Source organism: Nocardia sp. NPDC050378, from assembly GCF_040655675.1.
GTDB lineage: Bacteria > Actinomycetota > Actinomycetes > Mycobacteriales > Mycobacteriaceae > Nocardia > Nocardia coubleae.
Genome location: NZ_JBFAKI010000006.1, coordinates 354008 through 376159 on the forward strand (window position 1 = coordinate 354008; position 22152 = coordinate 376159).

A 22152-nucleotide genomic window follows, 5' to 3' on the forward strand; every position below is an offset into this window, starting at 1 on the left:
CGAGAACCGGCGATGAGTACCTACGACTACATCGTGGTCGGCGGCGGCAGCGCGGGATGTGTCGTCGCCGCCCGGCTCACCGAGGACCCGGCGGTGTCGGTGCTGCTGCTCGAGGCGGGCGGTACCGAACAGCGGGCCGACGTCGAGACCGCCGCCGCCTGGCCGAGTCTGATCGGCGGCGACGCCGACTGGGGTTACGCGACCACCACACAAGCGGTCACGGGACGCAGCATTCCCGCCACCCGCGGCAAGGTCCTCGGTGGGTCCGGATCGATCAATGTGATGGCACACCTGCGCGGGCACCGGCTCGACTTCGAGGAGTGGGTGCGGGCAGGCGCCGAAGGCTGGGGCTACGACGATGTCCTGCCGTATTTCCTGCGCAGCGAGCATGTTCCGGACGGCGACCCGCGCCACCGCGGCCGGGGCGGCCCGTTGCGACCGCAGCCGATCCGCTCACCACATCCCCTGACCACCGCGTACCTCGCGGCCGCCCAGTACGCCGGGTACCGGGTCGTCGACGATCTCAACACCGGCGAACTGCTCGGTGCCGCGTGCCACGACCTGTTGCTCGAGGACGGGCGCCGGCAGAGCACCGCCACCGCGTACCTGCGTCCGGCGATCGGTCGGCCCAACCTGACCGTCCGCACCGGCGCCCTGGTGCGTGGGCTGACGATGCGTGGCACGCGGTGCACAGGCGTGGAGTACGTATGGGAAGGGCAGTCGGTCGAAGCGAGCGCCGCCGTCGAAGTGGTGCTCTGCGCCGGGGCGGTGGACTCACCGCGCTTGCTGATGCTGTCGGGAATCGGTCCGGCCCAGGCGCTTTCGCGCGTTGGCATCGAACCCGTCGTCGACGCGCCCGAGGTGGGCGAGAACCTGCAGGACCACATCATGCTCGCCGGGGTGCGAATGCGGGCCCAACGCCCGTTGCCCCCGCCCAGCGGCAACTACGCCGAGTCGACGCTGTTCCTGACGACCGACCCGGCACAGACCCGGCCGGAATTGCAGATCGTGCAGATCCAGGTCGACTACCACCTGCCCTGGCAGCAGCCCGTCGCGAACAGTTTCACCTTCGGCATCGGGCACATGCGGCCACGCAGCCGGGGCACCGTCCGGCTGGTCGCCGCAGACCCCGACGTGCCTGCGGTGATCGACCCCCGCTACCTCAGCGAACCGGGTGACTACGACCAGCTAGTCGCGGGTGTCGAGACCGTCGACCGCCTGGTGCGCACCGGTGCGTTCGACGAGTGGGGCGGTGTATCGGAGGCAGCGGTGCTGCTGCAGCTGAGCCCCTGGGGCCTCGAGCGTGCGATTCACGACGCGGTGAGCAGCTTCTTCCATCTGTCCGGCACCTGCCGGATGGGGGCGGACCCGAGCGCGGTCGTCGACCCGTGTCTGCGGGTCAACGGCGTGGAAAACCTCCGTGTCGCCGACGCGTCGGTGATGCCGTCGATCGTCTCGTGCAACACCAACGCCACGGTCGTGATGATCGCCGAAAAGGCCGCCGACCTGCTGCGTGCCTGAAGACCACAGATTTCTCGAGAAGGAGACAACCGAAGTGACGTTCACAGAACTGGATTCGATCGCCGCCAACCTGATCGACGGGGAATGGGGGCCGGGATCGGGCACGGCGACCATCGAGGTCTTCGACCCGGCCACCGGCCACCGCATCGCCGAGGTGGCACCGGCCTCCATCGCCGACGCCGACGCCGCTGTGGCGGCCGCCCAGCGCGCCTTCCCCGAGTGGAGCGCGCGCCCGCTGTCGGACCGGGTCCGCCTCCTCTACCGGATGCGGGGGCTGCTGGAAGACAACACCGAGGCACTGGCCCGGGTGATCACCAGCGATCAGGGCAAAACACTGGACGAAGCCCGCGGCGAGGTCGCCCGCGCTATGGACTTCCTCGAAACCGCCATCGCCGCGCCGATGCTGTACCACGGTGAGAACGTCAACGTCACCACCGGCCTCGACGCCCGCCGGGTGCGTGAGGCGCTCGGGGTGTGCCTCGCGGTGACGCCGTCGAACTTCCCGGTGATGAACACGGTGCAGTTCTCGGCGTGGGCGCTGGTCACCGGAAACACGTTGATCGTCAAGGCATCCGAGCAGGACCCGATCGCTTCCAGTGCGGCGATCCGGTTGCTGCAGCAGGCCGGACTGCCGGCGGGTGTGCTCAATCTCGTGCACGGCCGCGCCGATGTCGTCCAGCATCTGATCGCGCACCCAGCGGTGCGCGCGGTCTCGTGCATCACGTCCTCGCCGACCGCCAAGGCCATCTACGCGCAGGCGGCCGCGGCGGGCAAGCGGGTGCAGGCCAACGGCGGTGCGAAGAACCCGATCGTCGTCGCGCCCGATGCCGACCTCGACCGGGCCGCCGCGGGCATCCTGTCGTCCTCGTACGGCATGGCCGGTCAGCGCTGCCTGGCCGGTAGCCGCGTCATCGTGATCGGCGAGATCTACGACGCGCTGATGGCGAAACTGGTGGCCGGCGCCGAGCAGATCGTCGTCGGCGCCGGGGCCGATGAGGGCGTCACCATGGGTCCGGTGGTGAGCGCGGCGAGCAAGGAACGCATCCTTGGTGCGCTCACCGAAGCCGAAAACCTTGGGGCGACAATCATTCTCGATGGCCGCAAGGTCAAGCCGACCGGTGGGGCGCAGACCGAGGCAGGCTACTTCGTCGGCCCGACGATCGTCGCCGGACTCGACCCGAGGGAAGCGGTGGAACGGCGCGAACTGTTCGGCCCGGTGATCAACGTGCACCGCGTCGACTCCCTCGAAACCGCGATCGCACTGTCCAACGACACCGAATTCGGCAACGCCGCCTCGATTTTCACCACCTCCGGCGCGGTCGCCGCCGAGTTCGAACGCCGCGTGCGTGCGGGCAATGTCGGTGTCAACGCCTTCCCCGCTCCGCCGGCCAACGTGACGATGGGCGGATACGGCGAATCCTTCTACGGCGACTCGCATGTGTGCGGCGCCGCACCGCTGGACTTCTTCACCGATCAGAAGCTGGTGGTGTCGCGGTGGTGAACCCGGCCTTCGTGATCGATGCGGTGCGCTCACCCATGGGGCGCGCCCGCGTCGGCGGTGCGCTGGCCGATGTTCATCCCGTCGAGCTGCTCGCCCAGGTGGTCTCGGCACTGATCGACCGGACCGCCGTCGATCCGGGTGAGGTCGAGGACGTACTGGTGGGCTGTGTGACGCAGTCCGCGGAGCAGTCCGGCAATATCGGCCGGATGGCGTGGCTGGCCGCGGGCCTGCCCGAACACGTGCCCGCGGTGACGATCGAACGCAAATGTGGTTCTGGTCAGCAGGCGCTGCAATTCGCCGCCCAGGGGGTGATGGCGGGTTCCTACGACATCGTCATCGCGGCCGGTGTCGAATCGATGAGCCGGGTGCCGATCGGCTCCAACCGGCAGGGCGCCGACATCTACGGCTCGTCGGTGACCGAGCGGTACGCGCCCGGCCTCGTATCCCAGGGCATCGCGGCCGAACTCGTCGCGCAGCGCTGGGGAATCGGACGGGACCGGCTCGACGAATTCGCCGCCCGCTCACACGAACTGGCGCACGCCGCGGATTCGGCTGGTGCGTTCAAGCGGGAAATCGTGCCGATCACCGTGCCCGGCACCGGAACCGTGGTCGACTGTGACGAAACGATTCGGCCTGGGACCACCGCCGACAAGATCGGCGCGCTGGCCCCGGCGTTCCGCACCGACGAACTCGCCGCGCGGTTCCCCGAGCTCGACTGGCGGGTCACGGCGGCGAACTCGTCTCAGCTGACCGACGGCGCGAGCGCGGTGCTGATCGCGAGCGAACGCGCCGCCCGGCGGATGGGGTGGCAGCCCCGCGCCCGGTTCCACGGATTCCACGCCTGCGGTGACGACCCGCTGCTGATGTTGACCGCACCCATCGCGGCCACCAAGACACTGCTCGCGCGCACCGGGCTCGGACTCGACGAGATGGACCATGTCGAGGTGAACGAGGCGTTCGCGTCGGTGCCGCTGGCCTGGGCCGACGAACTCGACGCCGACCTCGACCGGCTGAACCCGCGCGGCGGTGCGATCGCGCTCGGTCATCCACTCGGCGCCACCGGCTGCCGGCTGCTCACCACCATGCTGCACGCCATGGAGGACAACGGCGGAAGGTACGGCCTGCAAACCGTGTGTGAGGCCGGCGGCATGGCCAATGCGCTGGTACTGCAACGAGATTGACGTGTGCTCGCCCATGACCGGGCAGTCAGGAGGATGGCGATGAACAACAGGGTTCGGTTCGACGAGGTGGAGCGGGCGATCGCCGATATCGCCGCGGGCAAACCCGTGGTCGTCGTCGACGACGAGGACCGGGAGAACGAGGGCGACATCATCTTCGCCGCGGCGAAAGCCACTCCGGAGCTGATGGCGTTCACCGTCCGGCACTCCAGCGGTGTGATCTGTGTGCCGATGGCGGGGGAGTGGCTCGACCGCCTCGACATCGGGTTGATGACTCCGCACAACCAGGATCCGTTGCGCACCGCCTATACGGTGTCAGTTGACGCGAGTTCTGGTGTCACCACCGGTATTTCGGCCGCCGATCGGGCGCACACGGCCCAGGTCCTCGCCGATCCGTCGTCGGTCGCGGCGGACCTGAACCGGCCCGGTCACATCTTCCCGCTGCGCTACCGCGCGGGCGGGGTACTGGTCCGGCGCGGGCACACCGAGGCCGCCGTCGACCTGGCCCGGCTCGCGGGCCTCCCGCCGGTGGGTGTGCTCGTCGAGCTGGTCGAGGACGACGGCACCATGAAGCGCGGCCCGAGCTTGCGATCCTTCGCCGACGAGCACGGGCTGGCGATGATCTCCATCGAGAGCCTGGTGCGATACCGGCGCGCACACGAACGCCTCATCGAGCGGGTCGCCGAAACCCGGCTACCGACCCGGTCCGGAGATTTCACCGCTGTGGGCTATCGGTCCGTCGAGGACGGGGTCGAGCACATCGCCCTCGTCCTCGGCGATGTGTCCGGCCCGGAGCCCGTCCTCACCCGCGTGCACTCGGAATGCCTCACCGGTGATGTGTTCGGTTCCCGCCGCTGCGACTGCGGTGCGCAATTGAGCGCGGCGATGGCCCGCATCGCCGCACACGGCCGCGGCGTCGTGATCTACCTGCGCGGACACGAAGGCCGGGGCATCGGTCTGGCCGACAAGCTCCGGGCCTATCGCCTCCAGGACGACGGCGCCGACACCGTCGATGCGAATCTCGCACTCGGTCTTCCGGTCGACGCCCGCGACTACGGCGCCGCCGCCCAGATCCTCGGCGAACTGAACATCACCGCGGTGCAGCTGTTGACGAACAATCCCGACAAGGCGATCGCTCTGGCGGAAAGGGGGACTCGAGTGCATTCGTGCGTGCCACTTACAGTGGCCGCCGACCCGCACAATGTGGAATATCTGCGTACCAAGCGAGAGCGGATGGGCCACACTCTGCCGGACGTCCACTCTCCTGTCGGCAACACCGGGCGTCGTGCTGCCGACGTAGCGACAGCCGTTCCGGATGTCATCACCCATTTTTCCGCGGAGGCAGGGTGTCAGGTGTGAAGGCCGCACCGGCAGTCACCAGGCGATCGATCTCGTCGGTGGCGAAGCCGTACTCGGTGAGCACCTGCACCGAATGCTCACCCAGACGCGGTGCGGGATAACGCAATTCGGGTGTGTCCTCGCTCCACAGCTGTGGGATGCCCAGCGACCGCAGCAGGCCTTCGGTCGGGTGTTCCTCTTCGATGAAGAAGCCGACGTTCTTCATGTGTGGATCGTCGATAAGCGTTTCAGGGGTGTTCATCTCGATGGCCGGGATGTCGGCTTCGGACAGGATCTGCACCCACTCCGCCGTCGTCCTGGTTTCGAGCACTTCGGCGAGGAATCGGTAGAGCAGCCCGATGTTCTCGGTGCGGCCGCCGATATCCGCGAAGCGGGGGTCCCGCGCCATCTCCGGCTTGCCTGCCAGGGCGAAGAATCGGTGCCAGTGTTTGTCGGTGTAGACGTTCACGCCGAGATAGCCGTCACGGGTCCGGTACGGACGGCGGTCGGAGTTCATCATCCGGGCGTAGCCGGAGGTGCCGATCGACGGAATGAAGGTGTGACCGTAGAGGTGATCGCCCATGGCGAACTGAGCGAATGTCTCGAACATCGGGACCTGCACCTCCTGGCCGTGGCCCGAGCGTTCGCGGCGATAGAGAGCGGTGGTGATGGCGTTGGCCGCCGCCATGCCGACGACGCGGTCGGCGATCGCGGTGGCGATGTAGGTGGGCTCACCGGTTTTTCGGCTCTGCAGGACCGGCATGCCGACGGCCGCCTGGATCAGGTCGTCGTAGGCGGGCCGGTCGGCGTAGGGGCCGTTCTGCCCGAAACCGAAAGCACCGCAGTAGATCAGGCGCGGATTACGCTCACGCACCTGCTCATAGGCCAGGCCGAGGCGTGCCATCGACTTCGGGCGCAGGCTGTAGAGCAACACATCCGCCGAGGCCAGCATGCGCTGGAGCGCGGCATTGCCGTCGGCGGACTTGAGATCGAGCACCACGCTGCGCTTGTTGCGGTTGAGGTGCAAGAAGATCGCGCCCATGCCGGGATTGCGACGTGGACCGACACCGCGGGTGGTGTCCCCGGCCGTCGACTCGATCTTCACCACATCGGCGCCCATGTCGGCCAGCAGCAGGGTCGCGAACGGGCCCATGAAGTTCGAGGTGAGGTCGAGGATGCGCACGCCGTCGAGCGGTCCGGTCATGGTCGTCTCTTTTCGTCATCGGGAACGCGGCCGAGGCAACTCACCGGCAGCGGTCGTGAATCGTGCCGGGAGAACCCCAGGTTCGGTCACCGGCTGCCCTCATCGTAGGCCGGTGGCCTGCTCGAACCCAGTGACAAGTCGCGAAGCGGGAATTCGCGGTGGTCGAATCGCGGGCGATCACAGACGGCCAGTAGTTATTACTGGGCTCGACCCTTCATAGGAAGAATCTTTCCCATTGTCGGCAGATTCCGCCGGAGAGAAGGTTGTTGCATCGGCTCCCAGCCGGAACAGATCTCATCGAAAGGATCGTGCCTGATGCGCACAAGCGTCACCTTCCCGAGCAACGGCCTGCGCCTGGCGGGCATCCTGTTCACCCCCGACAACCGCGGCGGCGAGCGCCTGCCCGCCGTGGTGGTGTCGCACCCCGGCGGTGGTGTGAAGGAGCAGACCGCCAGCATCTACGCCAAGCGCCTGGCCGAGAAGGGCTACGCCGCGCTCGTGTTCGACGCCGCCTACCAGGGCGAGAGCGAAGGTGAGCCGCGCTTCCTGGAAGACCCCTTCCAGCGCAGCGAGGACGTCAAGTCCGCGGTCACCTTCCTGACCACCCGTGACGACATCGACCCCGCCCGCATCGGTGCCCTCGGCATCTGCGCCTCCGGTGGTTACGTGCCCTTCGCGGCGCAGACCGACCACCGCATCAAGGCCGTGGCCACCGTCAGCGGCCTCGACATCGGCGACTACCTGAGCAACGGTCTCGGTCGCACCCAGGACCCGTCGGTGCTGCAGGAGATGCTCGACGCCGCCGGTGCGCTGCGCACCGCCGAAGCGCAGGGCGCGGAGCCGAACTACCAGATCTGGGCGCCGCCGAGCGCCGAAGGTCTCGAAGGTGCTCCGGATCTGTTCCGCGACGCCCACGACTACTACCGCACGCCTCGCGGGCAGCACGAGCGCTCGGAGAACAAGTGGCCGTTGCAGAGCATCGACCGCATCGCCCAGTTCGACGCGTACGCCAAGATCGCCATGATTTCCCCGCGTCCGCTGCTCATGATCGTCGGATCGAAGGCCGATACCGCCTATTTCAGCGAGGAGGCCATCGCCAAGGCCGCCGAGCCGAAGGAACTGTTCGTAGTCGACGGCGCGACCCACGTCGACCTCTACGACTTGGACGAGTACGTCACCCCCGCCGTGGACAAGCTCGACGAGTTCTTCGGTAAGGGTCTGGCCGGCTGATCCTGGCCACCGTTCACACAGACGTCTGCCCCGCACGGGTGATCCTCGTGCGGGGCAGACGCCTTTTCCTGGGCCGACCGAGCATAGCGGACACAGGTGGATTGCCACAGGGAAGGATCTTCCTAGGAAATTCTCTCCCTGCCGCGAGGGTATCGAAGTACGCACGATGGAGATATCGATCCGAACTCCGGATCGGAACAACGAGGACGAGGAGAGATCATGCCCACCAAGTCTGATGTTCGTTTCAACAGCAGCGGTTTGCAACTCGCCGGTCACCTCTACACCCCGGACTCGGTCGACGGCCGAGCACCGGCCATCGTTGTCAGTCATCCGCTGACCGGCGTCAAAGAGCAGACGTCGAGCATCTACGCCCGCGCCCTGGCTGAACAGGGGTTCGTCACTCTCGCGTTCGATGCCGCCTACCAGGGTGAAAGCGAGGGAGAGCCGCGTGGGCTGGAGAATCCGTTCCAGCGCGCCGAGGACGTCCGCAACGCGGTCACCTACCTGAGTACCCGGGACGAGGTCGACCCGGAACGGATCGGCGCCCTCGGCATCTGTGCTTCCGGCGGATACGTACCGTACGCGGCGCAGACCGATCACCGGATAAGGGCGGTAGCCACGGTGAGTGCTGCCGATGGTGCGGCCTTCTTCAAGCAACCAGACCCGGAGGGTTTCGCGAAACTGGTGGCGCAGGCTGGTGCCGCGCGCATCGCGGAGGCCACAGGCGAGGAGATTCCGATGGTTCCGGTGCTGCCGGACTCGGTCGACGACTCGACGCCGCCTTCTGTCGCGGAATTCTTCGACTACTACCGGACGCCGCGCGGGCAGCACCCACGGTCCATCGGAAAGTATGTGCTGCGCAGCGCCGATCAATTGGACCAGTTCGACGCCTTCGCCGATGTCGCCAAGATCGCGCCTCGGCCGCTGCTGATGATCGCGGGCACCGCTGCCGTCACCAAACCCTTCAGTGACAACGCGGTCGCCGCGGCCGGTGACAATGCCGAGCTCTACGAGGTCGAGGGCGCGACGCACGTCGATCTCTACGACGTCGACAAGTACGTCTCGCAGGCACTGGACCAGTTGGTCCCGTTCTTCCGCAAGAATCTCGCCCGATAACCGCCGACGAGCGAATCGGTTCTGGTTCGGCGATGTCGAACCGGAACCGCCGGGCGAGCAGCGCGTCGCGTGTCGGCCGATCCGAAATGGAGCGGTACCTCGGCACCAGTTCATTCGTCACTGTGGTCTATCGCTGAGCGCATTCGGGATGGCGGTATGCGCATTCTGGATTGTGACGTGCGTCGCAACGCTCCTAGCATCGTCTCAAAGGTTGCTGCTCGACGTCGGCAGGTGAATCACCCTGTCGCACAGTAGAACTGGTGAGGAGATGAGTCATGCGGGTACGAGGTGCGATCATCTGGGAATCTCCCGGAAGTCTCGATGTCGTCGACATGGAATTGGATGATCCTCGACCCGACGAGGTGCAGGTGAAAATGGTCGCCTCCGGCATGTGTCATTCGGACGACCATCACGTGACAGGTGATTCGCCGCTGACCGGTTGCCCCTTCGCACTCGGACACGAGGGTGCCGGAATCGTCACCAAAGTGGGGCCCAACAGCAAAGGCATCGAAGAAGGCGATCATGTCGTCTTCTCGGCCATACCGTCCTGTGGGCACTGTCGTTGGTGTGCCACGGGAATGTCGAACCTGTGTGACCTCGCAGCCGGAATCTTGGCGGGGCCACGGTGGACCGACGGCACCTACCGGTTGCACCTTCCGGACGGACGGCCGGTGGGACAACTGTGCGGGATCTCGACGTTCGTGGACACCACGACAGCGTCGTTGGACTCGGTCACCAAGGTGGACAAGGACATTCCGCTCGACAAGGCATGTCTGGTCGGCTGTGCGGTCAGCACGGGATGGGGTGCGGCTGTGAATTCGGCCGCCGTGCGGCCCGGCGACACCGTCATCGTGATGGGAGTCGGTGGAATCGGTGTGAGTGCACTGCAGGGCGCTCGATTCGGTGGTGCCGAGAACATCATCGCGGTGGACCCGGTGGCGTTCAAGCGGGAGAAGGCGGCGACCTTCGGTGCCACCCACTCGGTGGCGACCATGGAAGAGGCCGCGGAGATCGCGCGCGGGTTCACGAACGGCCAAGGCGCGGATTCAGCCATCGTGACAGTGGGAATTCTGAAGGCCGAACACGTGGCCCAGGCCTTCTCGGCGATCCGAAAAGCCGGAACCGTCGTTGTCACGGCGATCGGTCAGCACGACGCTGTGGGCGTCCCCATTTCTTTGCACGATCTGACCCTTTCCCAGAAGCGTCTGCAGGGCTCTCTGTTCGGGGCGACGAACGGAAATTGGGATATCAAACGACTGTTGAACCTGTATCGGTCCGGCTCGTTGAAGCTCGACGAGATGGTGTCCCGCACCTACACCCTCGACAACGTCGCGCAGGGCTACAAGGACCTCCACGACGGAACGAACATCCGCGGGGTCATCACCTACCAATAGCCACCACTGCATCACCCGAATTCATACGAGTCGAAAGTCGTACCGAACACCATGACGAATCTCGATACCGGACTGGAGCAGAAGATCCAATGGGTCGTCGACCTCGAGGAGATCAAGATGCTGATGGCGAAGTACTGCCACGGCATCGACAAACAGGACGAAGCCACTTTCATGAGCATCTGGTCCGAAGACGCGGACTATCTGCTGCCGCGCGGGCAGGGCCACGGCACCGACGGCGTGCGAGAACTGGTGCGGAAGGTATGGCGCGAAGTTCCGCAGTGTCATCACCACATCACCAATCCGGTGATCGATGTCGAAGGTGATACCGCGTCCGCGACCACCGATGTCTTCTACTTCCGTCTCACCTCGGACGGTACTCGTGTTCTGCTGTCCGGCACGTACGCGTTCGAATTCGTCAAGCGTGAAGGGCAGTGGAAGACACGGAGTCTGGCATTCGCCAGCTTCGTATCGGACAGCCCTACTTTCGCCTGACGCTCCCGGCAATGACCGGGTAGGTCGACGTGGAGGGTGGGTCCGCTGCTGATCGGGGTGCCGATCTCGGTGGCCGCGGCCTGGGCCAGTGCTTCCCGGTTCTGTTGGAGCAGGTCGGCCAGGCGGTGCAGCAGGGCGCCGCGTTCGGCCGGAGTCAGGCGGCTCCACTCGCCACCGTCGAAGGCGTGGCGCGCGGCGGAGGTCGCCGCGCTCACCTGGGTGGGGCCGCTGGACGCAGTGGTCGCCACAGGCAGGCCGGTGGCGGGATTGACGGTGGTGATGGGGTCACCGTCACCGGTGGCCCAGCGACCATCGATAAAGCTCGCGGCTTCCCCTGACGAAGGTAGTCATGTAGGAGTCCTAGTATCGCGATTGCTGTCCGGCAGCAGAGGCATGCCGACGGTTGCGTTTCGCTCGGCCAGTGAGGCATGAAGTCGGGTCTGTCACCTACTTCGTCGCCGCGTTTCCGATGGGCTGATACCGAACCGGGTGCGGTAGTGCCGGGCGAAGTGGCCCGGGTGGTAAAAACCCCAGCGCGCGGCGATATCGGTGACCGAGCCACGGCCGTTGACGAGGTCCTGGTTGACGCGGTCCAAACGGATGCCACGCACATACGCGCTGGGTGAGACGCCGACGACCTGCCGGAAGCCGGCTTGTAGCGCCCGAGGTCCGAGCCCGGCCAACTCGGCGAGGTCGGTGATACTCAGCTGCAGGTCGGGGTGGCTATCGATGTAGTCGATCACTTCGCGGATCTTGGCGTGCCGGGTGCTTGTCTCGCCGCGGTTGAGTAGGGCACTGAGTTGATTGGGTACGACGCACAGGAGCTGGGTCATGAACATCGATTCCAATTCCCGTTTGGCCGAAGGGAACGATGCCAGGCCGCCGGGTCGGGCGAGTTCGGTGTAGGCGAAATCCGCGCTGGCGACCAGCGCTCTCCCCGCGCTGCTCGTCAGATCGAACGACAGGTCGAACTCGATGCTTTCGGCCCCGCGCAGACCGGCGAGTTTCGCGGCGTGTGCCTCCAATGGTGCACGCGGGAATTTGATCGCGTATTGCGATGTCTGCTCCTCCCATCGCAAGAGCAGGGGCGCGCCAGGATGCATTGCCAGCCCACCCGCCCCGGCCCGTACCGTCCGTTGGGCGTTGCGCTGGGTCAGCGTGGCCGAGCCGTCGAGCGGAATATTGATCTGGTAGCAGGACTGCATCGGTGGCGCCTCGAAGCCGACGGCGGCGCCGAACCGGATGCGGCTCATGAGGAACTGCTGCGACGGCACGACGTCCAAGCGGAAGTCCAGGTCGCGATCTCGCTCGATTCGTAGGACATGCTCGGCGAAGGTCTGCGTCAGTCGCCTGTGCGCGGCCTCGCGGTCGGTGGATCTGTAGCTGACCGTGAGGTCGGGCACCTGTTCATCATTCGGTTCGGGCACTGTCGACCTCCTTGCCCAGGCTGGACCACTCTGTCCGACTCGAGCATGGGCGAGTGTTGAGCATTATATATGCTTCGCCTTCGCCCTATGCACGGTATCGCTCTCGGGGGCCGGCGTGGGCCGTGTGCGTCCGTGTAGTGCCCTCGATAGTTGTGGCGCGCCGATCTCCAGTGCCACGATTTCTTTGTGTGTTTGATCGAAATAGTACGTTTGAAATTTTGTTCGATCACAATATATGGCGTTTCGGATTAATTGCGAGGTGTGGCTGCGGGCCGGGTCGTCGGCTATTCGATTCGATAACGGTGAATTCAGCCTTTCCTGATCGCCAATTGTCTTCGAGTGTGACGCGCGTTACGGTTTCGTATGCCGCAGCGGAGTGATTGCTGTTCCGCACGTTAGCGATTCATGCGGCGATCGGTGTGTGACGATTCCTGGAAATGGAAATAGATCTCGTCGTACCAATGGTCAAGTGTAAATTCCGTTCGCGATGAACGGCTTCATGAGGAGAGTCAGTGACGACTTTCGTGCGTAGTAGACATATTCCCCAGGGCGTGGCAGGGATCAAGAAAGCCGCCGCAGTGCTCACGGTGCTCTTGCTGACCAGCGCGGGCGCGACGTCGGGTGCCTCTGCCGCCCCCGACGACAACTCTCGGTTCCTGACGCTGGCGGGTACGCTCGCCGGCGACGTAGCCGTCTTACATATCGCGCCGGACGGGGCGCTCGCCCCGGTGGCCGGATCGCCGTTCTCCGTAGGGCCCGGCATCTTTTCGGTGGTGAACGCACCGGGCAGCAACAACGTGTACGTGACACAAGTGGGCACGCAGCGGGTCACCGGGTATCGCATTTCCGCGGATGGTTCGATGGTTCCGATTCCGGGTGCCGAGGTCCCGATGAATGGTGGCCCGGTCGCCACGTCTGCGGTAAGCCCCGACGGGCGACTGTTGTTCGTCGGTCAAGGTGGCGCACCCGGCAAGATCAGCACCTACGCGATTTCGACCACCGGGGCGCTCTCACCGCGCTCCACCCTGGAGGTCGCAGGTCTGGGGTTGGCTCCGATGGTCACAGTGGACCCAACCGGCAGATTCCTGCACTGGACGAGTGTCGTCGACGGTACCGTCACCGTCTTCAGGATCGGCGCGAACGGGGAACTGACCGCCGTGGGCGAGCCGGTGGCGGCCGGTACCGTTCCGGTGAACCCCGGGTACACGCCGGACGGACGATTCGTCTACGTCAGTCAGGAGCAGGGCGGCAAGATCTCCGGGTTCGCCATCGGGCCGAACGGTGAACTGACCCCGACGCCCGGCTCGCCCTATCCCGCGGGCACCATGCCGCACGCGGCCGTGGTCACCGCCGACGGGACTCGGGTCTATGTCCCGCAGGTCGCGGGTGGTTCGGTCGCCGGGTTCTCGATCGGCGCGGACGGCGCTCTCACTCCGCTGCCGAACTCGCCGTATTCCGCGCCGATCGGTTCGGGCCCGGGCATGGCCGTGCTCAGTGACGACGAAAAGCGCCTCTACGCCGCCGACACGCTGACCATCAACGTGACCTCGCGGATACACACCTTCGACGTCCGCGCGGACGGCAGCCTCGCACCGTCGAGCATGCCGGCGGTCGATACCGGGGTCGTCTTCGGTGACGGGCCGACGATGGTGAAGACCCCGTGACAGCGCTCGCTCCGCTCCGATCAAGTGAACGGAAACCGATCATGAGAATCATGAAAAGAAACTCGGCCGACCGTCGGTCTCGATGTCGCACCGGTGTCGGCACGATCGCCGCGGTGGCAGCGCTCATGGCACCCCTTCCGATGGGGTCGGGGTCGGCAACGGCCGAGCCAGGCGCCGCCGTCGACCACCTGTACCTGTCGGCAGCCGCCACCGGCAATGTCATCGGCTACGAAGTCTCAGCGGGAGCCGCGCCACAGCAGATCGCGGGAACACCGATCCGTACCGGCTTCGGTGCGCTGACGATCAAGGTCTCGCCCGACCGTCGGTTTCTCTACACCGTCTCCGCCGGGCCCGCCACCGAGATCGTCGTGTTCTCGATCGGCCCCGGTGGCTCGTTGACGCCCGTACCCGGCACACCCGTGGCTGTGCCGGAAGCCCCGCTGAGCATGAATCTGTCCCCCGACGGTCGTCATCTCGTGCTCGCCACGGGACCGAGCCTCAGCGGGGGCATGACCCTGCGGTCCTATGCTCTGCAGCAGGATGGAGTGCCGGTCGAACTGGGCTATTCGGTTCCGGCCGGTCCGCTGGGTGATCTCGGTGGAATCCCGGCGTCGATGCTGGTGGTCTCACCCGACAGCCGCAACGTCTACGTGGCCAACTATCTCGGCGGGACGATCAGGCGGTTCGAGTTGCATTCGGACGGCTCGTTGTCGGAGGCGAGGGAAGAGTTCGCCTGCGGCGGTGGTCCGGTGAGTCCGACCATCTCCCCGGATGGCAGGTATCTGTACACCTCCAACGAGTTCACGGGGAACATCTCGGCGTTTCGGATCGAGTCGAACGGAAGCCTGCGCGAAGTGACCGGGTCGCCGTTCCGGGCCGGGTCAACTCCGCACGGGCTCACCATCTCTCCGGAAGGCAGGTTCCTGTACACACCGAATGCCCTGTCCAACAACGTCACCGGCTACGAGGTGCAGTCGGACGGTTCGCTGAGCGAACTTCCAGGCTCACCGTACCCGGGCGGGCCCCTCGGGACGGTCCCGGGGCAGGTGCTCATTTCTTCCGACGGGCGTGCGCTCCACGCCGTCGACATCATCGGCTCCGCGCCCACCCCTTTCGTGGCATTGCGCAGCTACAGCGTCGCCGACGACGGCCGATTGGAAGCGGACAGCCGAGAACCGGTGAACACCGGGCTGCTGTTTTCGGCCGCATCGGTTCTGGTGAGCGAATAGCTCGGTTCTGGTGAGCGAACAGCGAAGAGGCCGGTAGTTGTCGACACAACTACCGGCCTCCTCGCTGGACTCCGAGGGTCGGGCTCAGCCGATCGGCAGCGCGATGGCGCTGGGGCCGTCGGCGAATCGCAGGCCGGTCGGTTCCGGGCGATGGCCGGACGGCACCAGTCGACCGTCACCCTCGATGTGATAGCTGGTCACGAAGACGTGTGACCCGTCCTTGAAGACCGGTGAGGACACCAGATAGAGCCAGTTGCCGTCGGTGGAGCGGGTCACCGTCGCGGGTCCTACGGGCGTCTCGTAGGGCGAACCCGGAGTCGGCTGGAGTGCACCGTCGGCTTGAATCTCGTAACCGGTGATGGTGTTGGTGAACGTGTTGGCGAAGTAGACGAAGCGCCCGTCCTTGCTGAACGCGGGGTTGTGTGGAATTTTGCCCGTCGGGTACGGCGACCCGGGGAGTTCGTCGAGTGAGCCGTCCTCGTGGAGCCGAAATCCGGTGATCGACTGCGAATGCTCGTTGGCCACATACAAGAAGCGGCCGTCGGGCGAAATGCCGGGCGTAATCGGGAAGACGCCCGAAGACAGGACCCGATCGACGGGGTCGGACAGACTGCCGTCTTCGCGGATCCGCAGACGAACCACCGACTTCGCGATGGCGCTCGCAACGTACACGTGCGTGCCGTCAGGTGAGATGATCGGCTGCGCCGCACCGTCGGTGAGTCGTCCCAGTCGGACCGGATCTCCGACCGGAGAAGGAATCCCCTGCTCATCGACTCGGAAATGAGCCAGCTTGCCGCCGAAGAACCCGGCGGGTCCACGACCGACACCAAGATAGAGATTGCGGCCGTCAGCGGAGAGCGCCATCGACACCGGCGTGAACCGCCGCGGCAGGGCGAGCGGCTCACCCACGGGCCGCAGGCTGCCGTCCTCCTGGACACGCAGGGTGATCAGTTGCGGAGAGTACATCTGGCGGAAGCTGATCGGCATGCCGAGGCCCATCCCCGCCGCGACATAGACGAACCGGCGGTCCGGGCTCGCGATGATGCAGAAGGTTCCCGCCCCCGTCGGGTACGGGGACCCCGCCAGCGGTCTCATCGATCCGTCGTCGAAAAGGTCGAAAGCGGCGATACCCCCGCTTTGCGCTACCACGTAGAGCCGATCGATGAGGGATCGGTGGACGTCGGCTGTCACTGCTGTCTCCTGAAACGTGCTTGTGGGTGGGACACGGCTCCCACCACGCGGACCGGCTGGTCCGGTCGGGTGGCGGGAGACCGCGTGATGAATGGGGAGATCGGCAGCGGCGACGCGTGGGGGCCGGGCCGACCCGCGACCGGGACTACAGCTGGACGATCATCTTGACCTGCGTGTCCTTCTCCGCTTGCAAGTACTTGAGGCCGTCTTCGACGAAGTTCTCCGCCCGGATGCGGGAGGTGATGAATGGGGCCAGCGGGATCTTCCCGGCGCGCACCAGTTCGATGACCGCGGCGTGATCGTCGGCGTAGCCGACCGACCCTTGCACGGTGATCTCCTTGAAAACCAGTGCTGCCATGTCGATCTCGGGCTTGCCGTTGTACATCGCGACGATCTCGACGACGCCACCGACCTTGACGACCTGCAGAAGCTCGTCCAGCGCCGCCTGCACCCCAGCACAGTCGACGGCGACGTCGGCGCCGCGACCGCCGGTGAGGTCGGTGACCTTGTCGGCCAGTGATTCCGCCGCCGGGTTCACCACGTAGTCCGCGACACCGGTGTCGATGGCGGTCTGGCGCCGGATCGGCGAGACTTCGCTGACGATCGTGGTGGCGCCGATGCCTTTGAGCGAGGCGGCGGCGAGGAGGCCGACCGGTCCGGCACCGGCGACGACGACGATGTCACCTTCCTTCGCCCCGGACTGCTTCACCGCGTGGTAGCCGACGCAGAGCGGCTCGATGAGCGCCGCTTCGTCCAGCGGCATGTCTCCGATGTGATGAACCCGCTCGGGGGAGACGACCACATGTTCGGCCAATCCGCCACCGCCGCCGGAGATTCCGAGACAGGCCATCGCTCCACAGGCGTTGTAACGACCGCTGTCACACGCCGCGCAACTGCCGCAACCCTTGACGGGTTCGACCACTACTGGATCACCGATGCTGAACCCGGTGACACCCGCACCGATCTGTTCGACGACACCGGAGAACTCGTGACCCAGCACGACCGGGAGCTTCTCGCCGGTCAGCCGGTGTGCGTCGTCCGCGGTCGGTGAGACGGGCACCAACGGCCCCTCGAAGTACAAGTGCAGGTCGGACCCGCACAAACCGGTCCACGCCGGTGCGATCATGATCGTGCCCGGCAGGAGTTCGGGCTCGGGAACGTCGGTTTCGAACCGCACATCGCCCTTGCCGTAGTAGCGAACTGCTTTCATAATTCATGCTCCGGTGAATCGTTGTAGCGAAGAGGCGTCGCGAAATCGAGTTGCAGGATCGTTTCGCGCTCCGATGAACTGCTGAAAAGCCTTGCGGTGAGCCAGTAGGAAATTCGACGGCAAGGCAATGGGAAGCAGCATGAGTACGGGGAAATTCCCCGAAGTGGTGATCGTCATCATATCCGGGGCCATACTGCGCTCAATTGACATTTTTCGAAGAGTCGATTCGGAAAACGTCAAGCTGAGGGATCGTTGGCCACGTGCGCTTCCGGGATGGTGGGCGGACGGTTGCTGGATTGTGGCCTAGGTCTCACTACTCCTACCCTCGTCACCATGGCTGGGCGGGCCACTCGGCCGCCGATCATCTGCCCGATCGCAGGCATCCGAGTGCGCGATCGCGGGTCCCGTGCCGTGCGCGCCGATTCGAACAACGTCATTTCTCAGGAGGTTCGTGATGAAAAGCATGATCGGTGTCGATGTCGGTGGCACATTCACCGACATCGTGCGCGTGACGGACGGCACCATCGAAACGATCAAGGTCCCGACCAACGTCACCGACACTTACCGAGGTGTGCTCGAAGGTGCCGCGGAGGCCAGGGTCGGCGAGGTCGACGCGTTCAATCACGCGAGCACGCACGGGCTGAACGCGATCATCACCCGACGGCTTCCGAAGATCGGCTTTCTGACGACATTCGGGCACCGGGACATGCTCGACATGGCCAGGGCCCTGCGGCCTGCCGAGGCCAATACCGACCCCGGCTGGCGGCGCAGTTTCAGCGATGTCAGTCGCCGACCGATCGTTCCGCGTTACCTACGTCGGGGCATCGAGGAACGGCTGTCGGCAGCCGGTGCGGTGGTCGTCGAACTGAACGAGGACCAGGCGTGCACCGAACTGGAAGTGCTGCGCCGCTGCGGCATCGAGGGCGTGGCGATCTGTCTGCTCAACGCCTACGTCGACGGTGCGCACGAACGGCGATTGCGCGAGCTGGTTCGTGAGGTGCTCGGCGACATTCCGTGTTCGATCTCGAGCGAGGTTTCGCCGCTGGCACTCGAGTACGCGCGCGCCTCGACGACCACCGTCGATGTGTTGTGCAAGATCATCTACGGGACCTACTCCGAACGCTTGCAGAAAGGCTTGGCGGAGTTGGGTTTTCGGGGAGACCTCAACTTCGCCGATTGTGCGGCGACCCTGGCGCCGGTCGATGTCGCCATGGCTCAGCCGTCCCGCATCCTGTTCTCCGGTCCCGCGGCGGGGACGATGGCCTGCGCGCATCTGGGGCGCACGATCGATGAAGCCAACCTGTTGTGCGCCGACGTCGGCGGCACCTCGTGCGACATCAGCGTGGTTACTGGGCATCAGCCCGTGGTCAAGACCTCCTTCGAGCTCGAACACGACCTGGTGATCAGCACGCTGTCGAACGAAGTGGTCAGCGTGGGCGCCGGCGGCGGCAGCCTCGTCCGCGTCTCGCCGACGGGCGAGCTTCGGGTCGGCCCGGAGAGCGCGGGCGCCGACCCCGGACCCGCCTGTTACGGACGCGGCGGCGTGGAGCCGACGACGACCGATGCTTTCCTGCTCATCGGCATTCTCGACGGCGAACGCTTCGCGGGCGGGCGTTCCCGACTGGACCCGGAGCTGTCGCGACAAGCCTTCGAGCGACTGGATTCCCGGTTCTCTTTCGACGACCGGGTTCGCTTCTCCTACCAGATGGCGGTGAACAACGTCGCCGAAGGCATCACCGATGTCGTCGTGAAGAACGGTGTCGACCCGCGCGAGTACTCCCTGGTCGCATTCGGCGCGGCGGGACCGATGATGTTGCCCGCGTTGCTGGAGCAGATGCCGCTGCGCAGCGTGATCGTGCCGCCGTATCCGGGCTTGTTCTCCGCTCTGGGACTGGTGAGTACCGATCAGGTGCACGCCGACAAACGGAGTGCGTACCGGCTGCTCACTCCCGACGCGGCCGAGGAGATCGATGGAATCTACGGCCGGATGGAATCGGCGATGCGCGAGACACTGGGCGCCGACGCCGAGCGCGCCGAATTCGTGCGCACCTTCGACGGGCAGTTGATGGGGCAGGTGTGGGACACCCCGTTCGTCCCGGTACCCGCCGGGCCGATCACTGCTGCCGCCGTCGAACAGATGATCACGAACTTCCACGATCACTACGAACAGAAATCGGGCAACCGGTTCCCGGCCAACTCGGTGCTCGGGGTGACCTACCGGCTCAACGCGGTGGTCCCGACCGACAAGGTGGACTACCCGGCGCCGCCGACCCGCACCGGCGGCGGCACACCCCAGCCGCGCCGGACGATCACGCTGCGCTACCTCGAGGCCGACGGACTGGAGGCGGGGGAATACGAGCGGGCCGATCTCTATCTCGACGACACCGTGTCGGGGCCGGCGGTGATCCGTGAACCGCTGTGCACCACCTATGTCCATCGCGGCCAGGTGGCGACAGTCGGCCTGGCCGGCGAGCTCGTCATCACCCGCGCAGGCACCGAGATCTAGGAGTTCATCGATGACCACGCCAACCATCACACCGACGCTGCTGCGAGATCTGTCCGACGCCGAGTTCCTCGCGCGCTACGACACCGACCCGTTCACCGCGTCGGTGCTGTCCAACCGCCTGCGCGCCGCGGCGCAGCACGTTGCCACCGGACTGCTCCACCGGGCCTTCTCTCCGATCATCGCACTCGCGATGGACTACGTCTGCGCGATCATCGGGCCGCCGGAGCAGAACTACCGGATGGTCGCGGCCACCAACGGCCTGACCGTATTCCTCGGCACCCTTCAGGACGGCGTGCGCGCCGCGGTCGAAGAATTCGGCGTGGATCGCCTCGCTCCCGGCGACCTGCTGATCTGCAACGACCCGAGCAGGGTCGGCAATCACGCCAACGACGTCTGCTTCATCCGCCCGGTCTTCCACAGCGGCCGAGTCGTCAGCTTCATGGTGCTGCGCGCACACGTGATCGACATCGGTGGGATCACCCCGGGCGGCTTCGACACCAACAAGCGCAACATCTACGAGACCGGACTGCTCATCGGTCCGCGACTGTTGTTCCATGCCGAAGAGCCGGTGCGCGAGACGTTCACGCTCATCTTCGACAACTCCCGCTTCGGCGAAATCCAGCTGCCGGACTACAAGACGATCCACAGCTGCTGTCGATTCGGCGAATCGCTGATCGTGGAGAGTATCGATCGCTATGGCCTCGACGCGTACCTCGGCACGCTCGAATACCTGTGTGACACCACGGCCGAACGGATGCGGCTTGCCATCGCCTCGCTGCCCGACGGGGACTATGAGGGCAAGGCGAGCATCGATGCCGATGCCGAGGACGCCGACGAGGAATACCTCGTACGGGTGAAGGTGGTGAAGCGGGGCGACCGTATCGAAGCCGACTTCAGCGGGTCCTCCCGCCAGGCCAGGACCGCGATCAACGCGGGCGCGCTGGACGCGAAGACCGCTGTCGGCGTCGGCTTGAAGGTGCTGCTCGATCCGCTCGGGCACTTCACCTCGGGTTCGTTCCGCAACATCGACATCGTCATCCCGCCGGGCACCATCGCCAGTGCGCTGCCGCCCGACGGCGCCATCTTCTTCTACTGGGAAGTCGCCAACACGGTGATGACCGCACTCATCGATGCGCTGCGTGATGCGTTGGGGGAGCGGGCGATCGGTGGCGATTGTGGTTCCAACAACGTGCACAACGCGTTCGGGGTCACCGCCGACGGCACGCCATGGGCCGCTTCGGCGGTGGCAGGCGCGGAGACGGGACCTGTCGGTGCCGACCGCCATGCCGACGGGGAGGGGCACGTCTGCCCGTACCTGATCAACATCATCAGCCCGGCGACCGAAGGCATCGAAGCGCAATTTCCGGTGATGGTGATGCGCAAAGAGTACGCCGCCGATACGTCGGGCACCGGTCTGCACCGTGGCGGCGCCGCGATCATGAAGGACATCCTGTGGACCGGTCCGGCCAGGCATCAGGTCGCGCCATTCCGCTTCCGGAAACCGAGCGGGATCGGTGTGCACGGCGGCGAAGACGGCGTCCAGGGCGGTGTGTGGATCTTCGGTCAGGATGGCGCGGACCTCGGCTTCGTCCCCGACAGCGACGACGCCTACCGCGACGCGACTCCTGTTGCGGGAGTGATGGATCCGGAGACCAACCGGCTCGACCCCGCCGGGATCTACGCGTACTACGCCAGTGAACGCACCTGGGCGACCAAGCCTGGCGCCACTTTTCGCTATCTGACCAACGGTGGTGGCGGATGGGGCGATCCGCTCGTGCGAGACCCCGAAGCGGTGAAAACCGATGTGCGCGACGGCTATGTCTCGATCGAGGCGGCGGCTGAGCGCTACGGCGTCGTCATCGTCGGCGACCCGGACCGCGACCCCGAGAGCCTGCACGTGGATATCGAGAAGACCACCACGTTGCGGCTGCGCAACGCCGACGAGGAGTAG

16 protein-coding genes and 1 pseudogene are annotated in these 22152 nt (G+C 65.7%); 12 read left to right on the forward strand and 5 right to left on the reverse strand.

From position 1 onward, the window contains the following. The first annotated feature begins 12 nt into the window (after positions 1 to 12). From AB0I35_RS16900 to AB0I35_RS16915, 4 genes are read left to right on the forward strand one after another with little or no spacing between them, the layout of a single operon-like run. Positions 13 to 1521 carry a GMC family oxidoreductase N-terminal domain-containing protein gene (locus AB0I35_RS16900; RefSeq protein WP_357396912.1) on the forward strand — a complete coding sequence of 503 codons (1509 nt, stop codon included), beginning with the start codon at positions 13 to 15 and terminating at the stop codon, positions 1519 to 1521. Positions 1522 to 1555: 34 nt separating this feature from the next. Next, entirely contained in the window at positions 1556 to 3022 is a 1467-nt protein-coding gene (locus AB0I35_RS16905) for an aldehyde dehydrogenase family protein (protein ID WP_357396914.1), read from the forward strand. After that, complete coding sequence (locus AB0I35_RS16910; RefSeq protein ID WP_357397019.1) at positions 3019 to 4203, forward strand: thiolase family protein; 1185 nt, start codon at positions 3019 to 3021, stop codon at positions 4201 to 4203. Before AB0I35_RS16905 ends, AB0I35_RS16910 begins: the two co-directional genes overlap by 4 nt. Positions 4204 to 4242: 39 nt before the next feature. Continuing rightward, entirely contained in the window at positions 4243 to 5559 is a 1317-nt protein-coding gene (locus AB0I35_RS16915; protein WP_357396915.1) for a bifunctional 3,4-dihydroxy-2-butanone-4-phosphate synthase/GTP cyclohydrolase II, read from the forward strand. On the opposite strand, the gene AB0I35_RS16920 is transcribed toward AB0I35_RS16915, so the two are convergent. Further along, entirely contained in the window at positions 5522 to 6742 is a 1221-nt protein-coding gene (locus AB0I35_RS16920; RefSeq protein WP_357396916.1) for a CoA transferase, read from the reverse strand. The two genes, AB0I35_RS16915 and AB0I35_RS16920, sit on opposite strands and share 38 nt — an antisense overlap. A gap of 315 nt (positions 6743 to 7057) precedes the next feature. On the opposite strand from AB0I35_RS16920, the gene AB0I35_RS16925 reads away from it, so the two are divergent. The 4 genes from AB0I35_RS16925 (at position 7058) to AB0I35_RS16940 (ending at position 10974) form a co-directional block, all read left to right on the forward strand. Further along, positions 7058 to 7972 carry an alpha/beta hydrolase gene (locus tag AB0I35_RS16925; protein ID WP_357396918.1) on the forward strand — a complete coding sequence of 305 codons (915 nt, stop codon included), beginning with the start codon at positions 7058 to 7060 and terminating at the stop codon, positions 7970 to 7972. A 219-nt stretch (positions 7973 to 8191) separates the two neighbouring features. Next, the gene (locus AB0I35_RS16930) at positions 8192 to 9088 is read left to right on the forward strand and encodes an alpha/beta hydrolase (protein ID WP_357396919.1); all 897 of its coding nucleotides are present in this window, start codon (positions 8192 to 8194) and stop codon (positions 9086 to 9088) included. 275 nt (positions 9089 to 9363) lie between these two features. Continuing rightward, positions 9364 to 10482, forward strand: a complete 1119-nt coding sequence (locus AB0I35_RS16935; RefSeq protein ID WP_357396921.1) for an NDMA-dependent alcohol dehydrogenase — start codon at positions 9364 to 9366, stop codon at positions 10480 to 10482. A gap of 51 nt (positions 10483 to 10533) precedes the next feature. Next, positions 10534 to 10974: a nuclear transport factor 2 family protein gene (locus tag AB0I35_RS16940; protein ID WP_357396922.1), complete on the forward strand. Its 441-nt coding sequence runs from the start codon at positions 10534 to 10536 to the stop codon at positions 10972 to 10974. Between the two features lie 50 nt (positions 10975 to 11024). On the opposite strand, the pseudogene AB0I35_RS16945 reads toward AB0I35_RS16940, so the two are convergent. Together AB0I35_RS16945 and AB0I35_RS16950 are read right to left on the reverse strand one after the other, a co-directional pair. Next, positions 11025 to 11291: pseudogene (locus tag AB0I35_RS16945) on the reverse strand (aldehyde dehydrogenase family protein); the annotation flags it as partial. Positions 11292 to 11417: 126 nt separating this feature from the next. Further along, a complete protein-coding gene (locus AB0I35_RS16950) occupies positions 11418 to 12401 on the reverse strand; it encodes an AraC family transcriptional regulator (protein WP_357396923.1) in 984 nt (327 codons plus the stop codon). 512 nt (positions 12402 to 12913) lie between these two features. Between AB0I35_RS16950 and AB0I35_RS16955 the strand changes: the two genes are divergently transcribed. Next, on the forward strand, positions 12914 to 14065 hold the full coding sequence (locus AB0I35_RS16955; protein WP_357396924.1) for a beta-propeller fold lactonase family protein: 1152 nt from the start codon (positions 12914 to 12916) through the stop codon (positions 14063 to 14065). A gap of 50 nt (positions 14066 to 14115) precedes the next feature. After that, the gene (locus AB0I35_RS16960) at positions 14116 to 15294 is read left to right on the forward strand and encodes a beta-propeller fold lactonase family protein (RefSeq protein ID WP_357396926.1); all 1179 of its coding nucleotides are present in this window, start codon (positions 14116 to 14118) and stop codon (positions 15292 to 15294) included. 84 nt (positions 15295 to 15378) lie between these two features. Here the strand turns inward: AB0I35_RS16960 and AB0I35_RS16965 are convergent, their stop codons facing one another. Both AB0I35_RS16965 and AB0I35_RS16970 read right to left on the reverse strand, forming a co-directional pair. Continuing rightward, positions 15379 to 16485, reverse strand: a complete 1107-nt coding sequence (locus AB0I35_RS16965; protein WP_357396927.1) for a beta-propeller fold lactonase family protein — start codon at positions 16483 to 16485, stop codon at positions 15379 to 15381. Between the two features lie 145 nt (positions 16486 to 16630). After that, entirely contained in the window at positions 16631 to 17695 is a 1065-nt protein-coding gene (locus AB0I35_RS16970; RefSeq protein ID WP_357396928.1) for a 2,3-butanediol dehydrogenase, read from the reverse strand. 454 nt (positions 17696 to 18149) lie between these two features. Between AB0I35_RS16970 and AB0I35_RS16975 the strand changes: the two genes are divergently transcribed. Both AB0I35_RS16975 and AB0I35_RS16980 read left to right on the forward strand, forming a co-directional pair. Continuing rightward, complete coding sequence (locus AB0I35_RS16975) at positions 18150 to 20201, forward strand: hydantoinase/oxoprolinase family protein (protein WP_357396929.1); 2052 nt, start codon at positions 18150 to 18152, stop codon at positions 20199 to 20201. A 10-nt stretch (positions 20202 to 20211) separates the two neighbouring features. Continuing rightward, positions 20212 to 22152: a hydantoinase B/oxoprolinase family protein gene (locus tag AB0I35_RS16980; protein ID WP_357396930.1), complete on the forward strand. Its 1941-nt coding sequence runs from the start codon at positions 20212 to 20214 to the stop codon at positions 22150 to 22152.

What these genes read in the sequence shown, in the direction of transcription:
- AB0I35_RS16970 (WP_357396928.1), bottom strand. Translation starts at nt 17,695, where the DNA reads ATGAAAGCAGTTCGCTACTACGGCAAGGGCGATGTGCGGTTCGAAACC.
- AB0I35_RS16915 (WP_357396915.1), top strand. Translation starts at nt 4,243, where the DNA reads ATGAACAACAGGGTTCGGTTCGACGAGGTGGAGCGGGCGATCGCCGAT.
- AB0I35_RS16925 (WP_357396918.1), top strand. Translation starts at nt 7,058, where the DNA reads ATGCGCACAAGCGTCACCTTCCCGAGCAACGGCCTGCGCCTGGCGGGC.
- AB0I35_RS16940 (WP_357396922.1), top strand. Translation starts at nt 10,534, where the DNA reads ATGACGAATCTCGATACCGGACTGGAGCAGAAGATCCAATGGGTCGTC.
- AB0I35_RS16920 (WP_357396916.1), bottom strand. Translation starts at nt 6,742, where the DNA reads ATGACCGGACCGCTCGACGGCGTGCGCATCCTCGACCTCACCTCGAAC.
- AB0I35_RS16900 (WP_357396912.1), top strand. Translation starts at nt 13, where the DNA reads ATGAGTACCTACGACTACATCGTGGTCGGCGGCGGCAGCGCGGGATGT.
- AB0I35_RS16935 (WP_357396921.1), top strand. Translation starts at nt 9,364, where the DNA reads ATGCGGGTACGAGGTGCGATCATCTGGGAATCTCCCGGAAGTCTCGAT.
- AB0I35_RS16960 (WP_357396926.1), top strand. Translation starts at nt 14,116, where the DNA reads ATGAAAAGAAACTCGGCCGACCGTCGGTCTCGATGTCGCACCGGTGTC.
- AB0I35_RS16980 (WP_357396930.1), top strand. Translation starts at nt 20,212, where the DNA reads ATGACCACGCCAACCATCACACCGACGCTGCTGCGAGATCTGTCCGAC.
- AB0I35_RS16930 (WP_357396919.1), top strand. Translation starts at nt 8,192, where the DNA reads ATGCCCACCAAGTCTGATGTTCGTTTCAACAGCAGCGGTTTGCAACTC.
- AB0I35_RS16975 (WP_357396929.1), top strand. Translation starts at nt 18,150, where the DNA reads ATGAAAAGCATGATCGGTGTCGATGTCGGTGGCACATTCACCGACATC.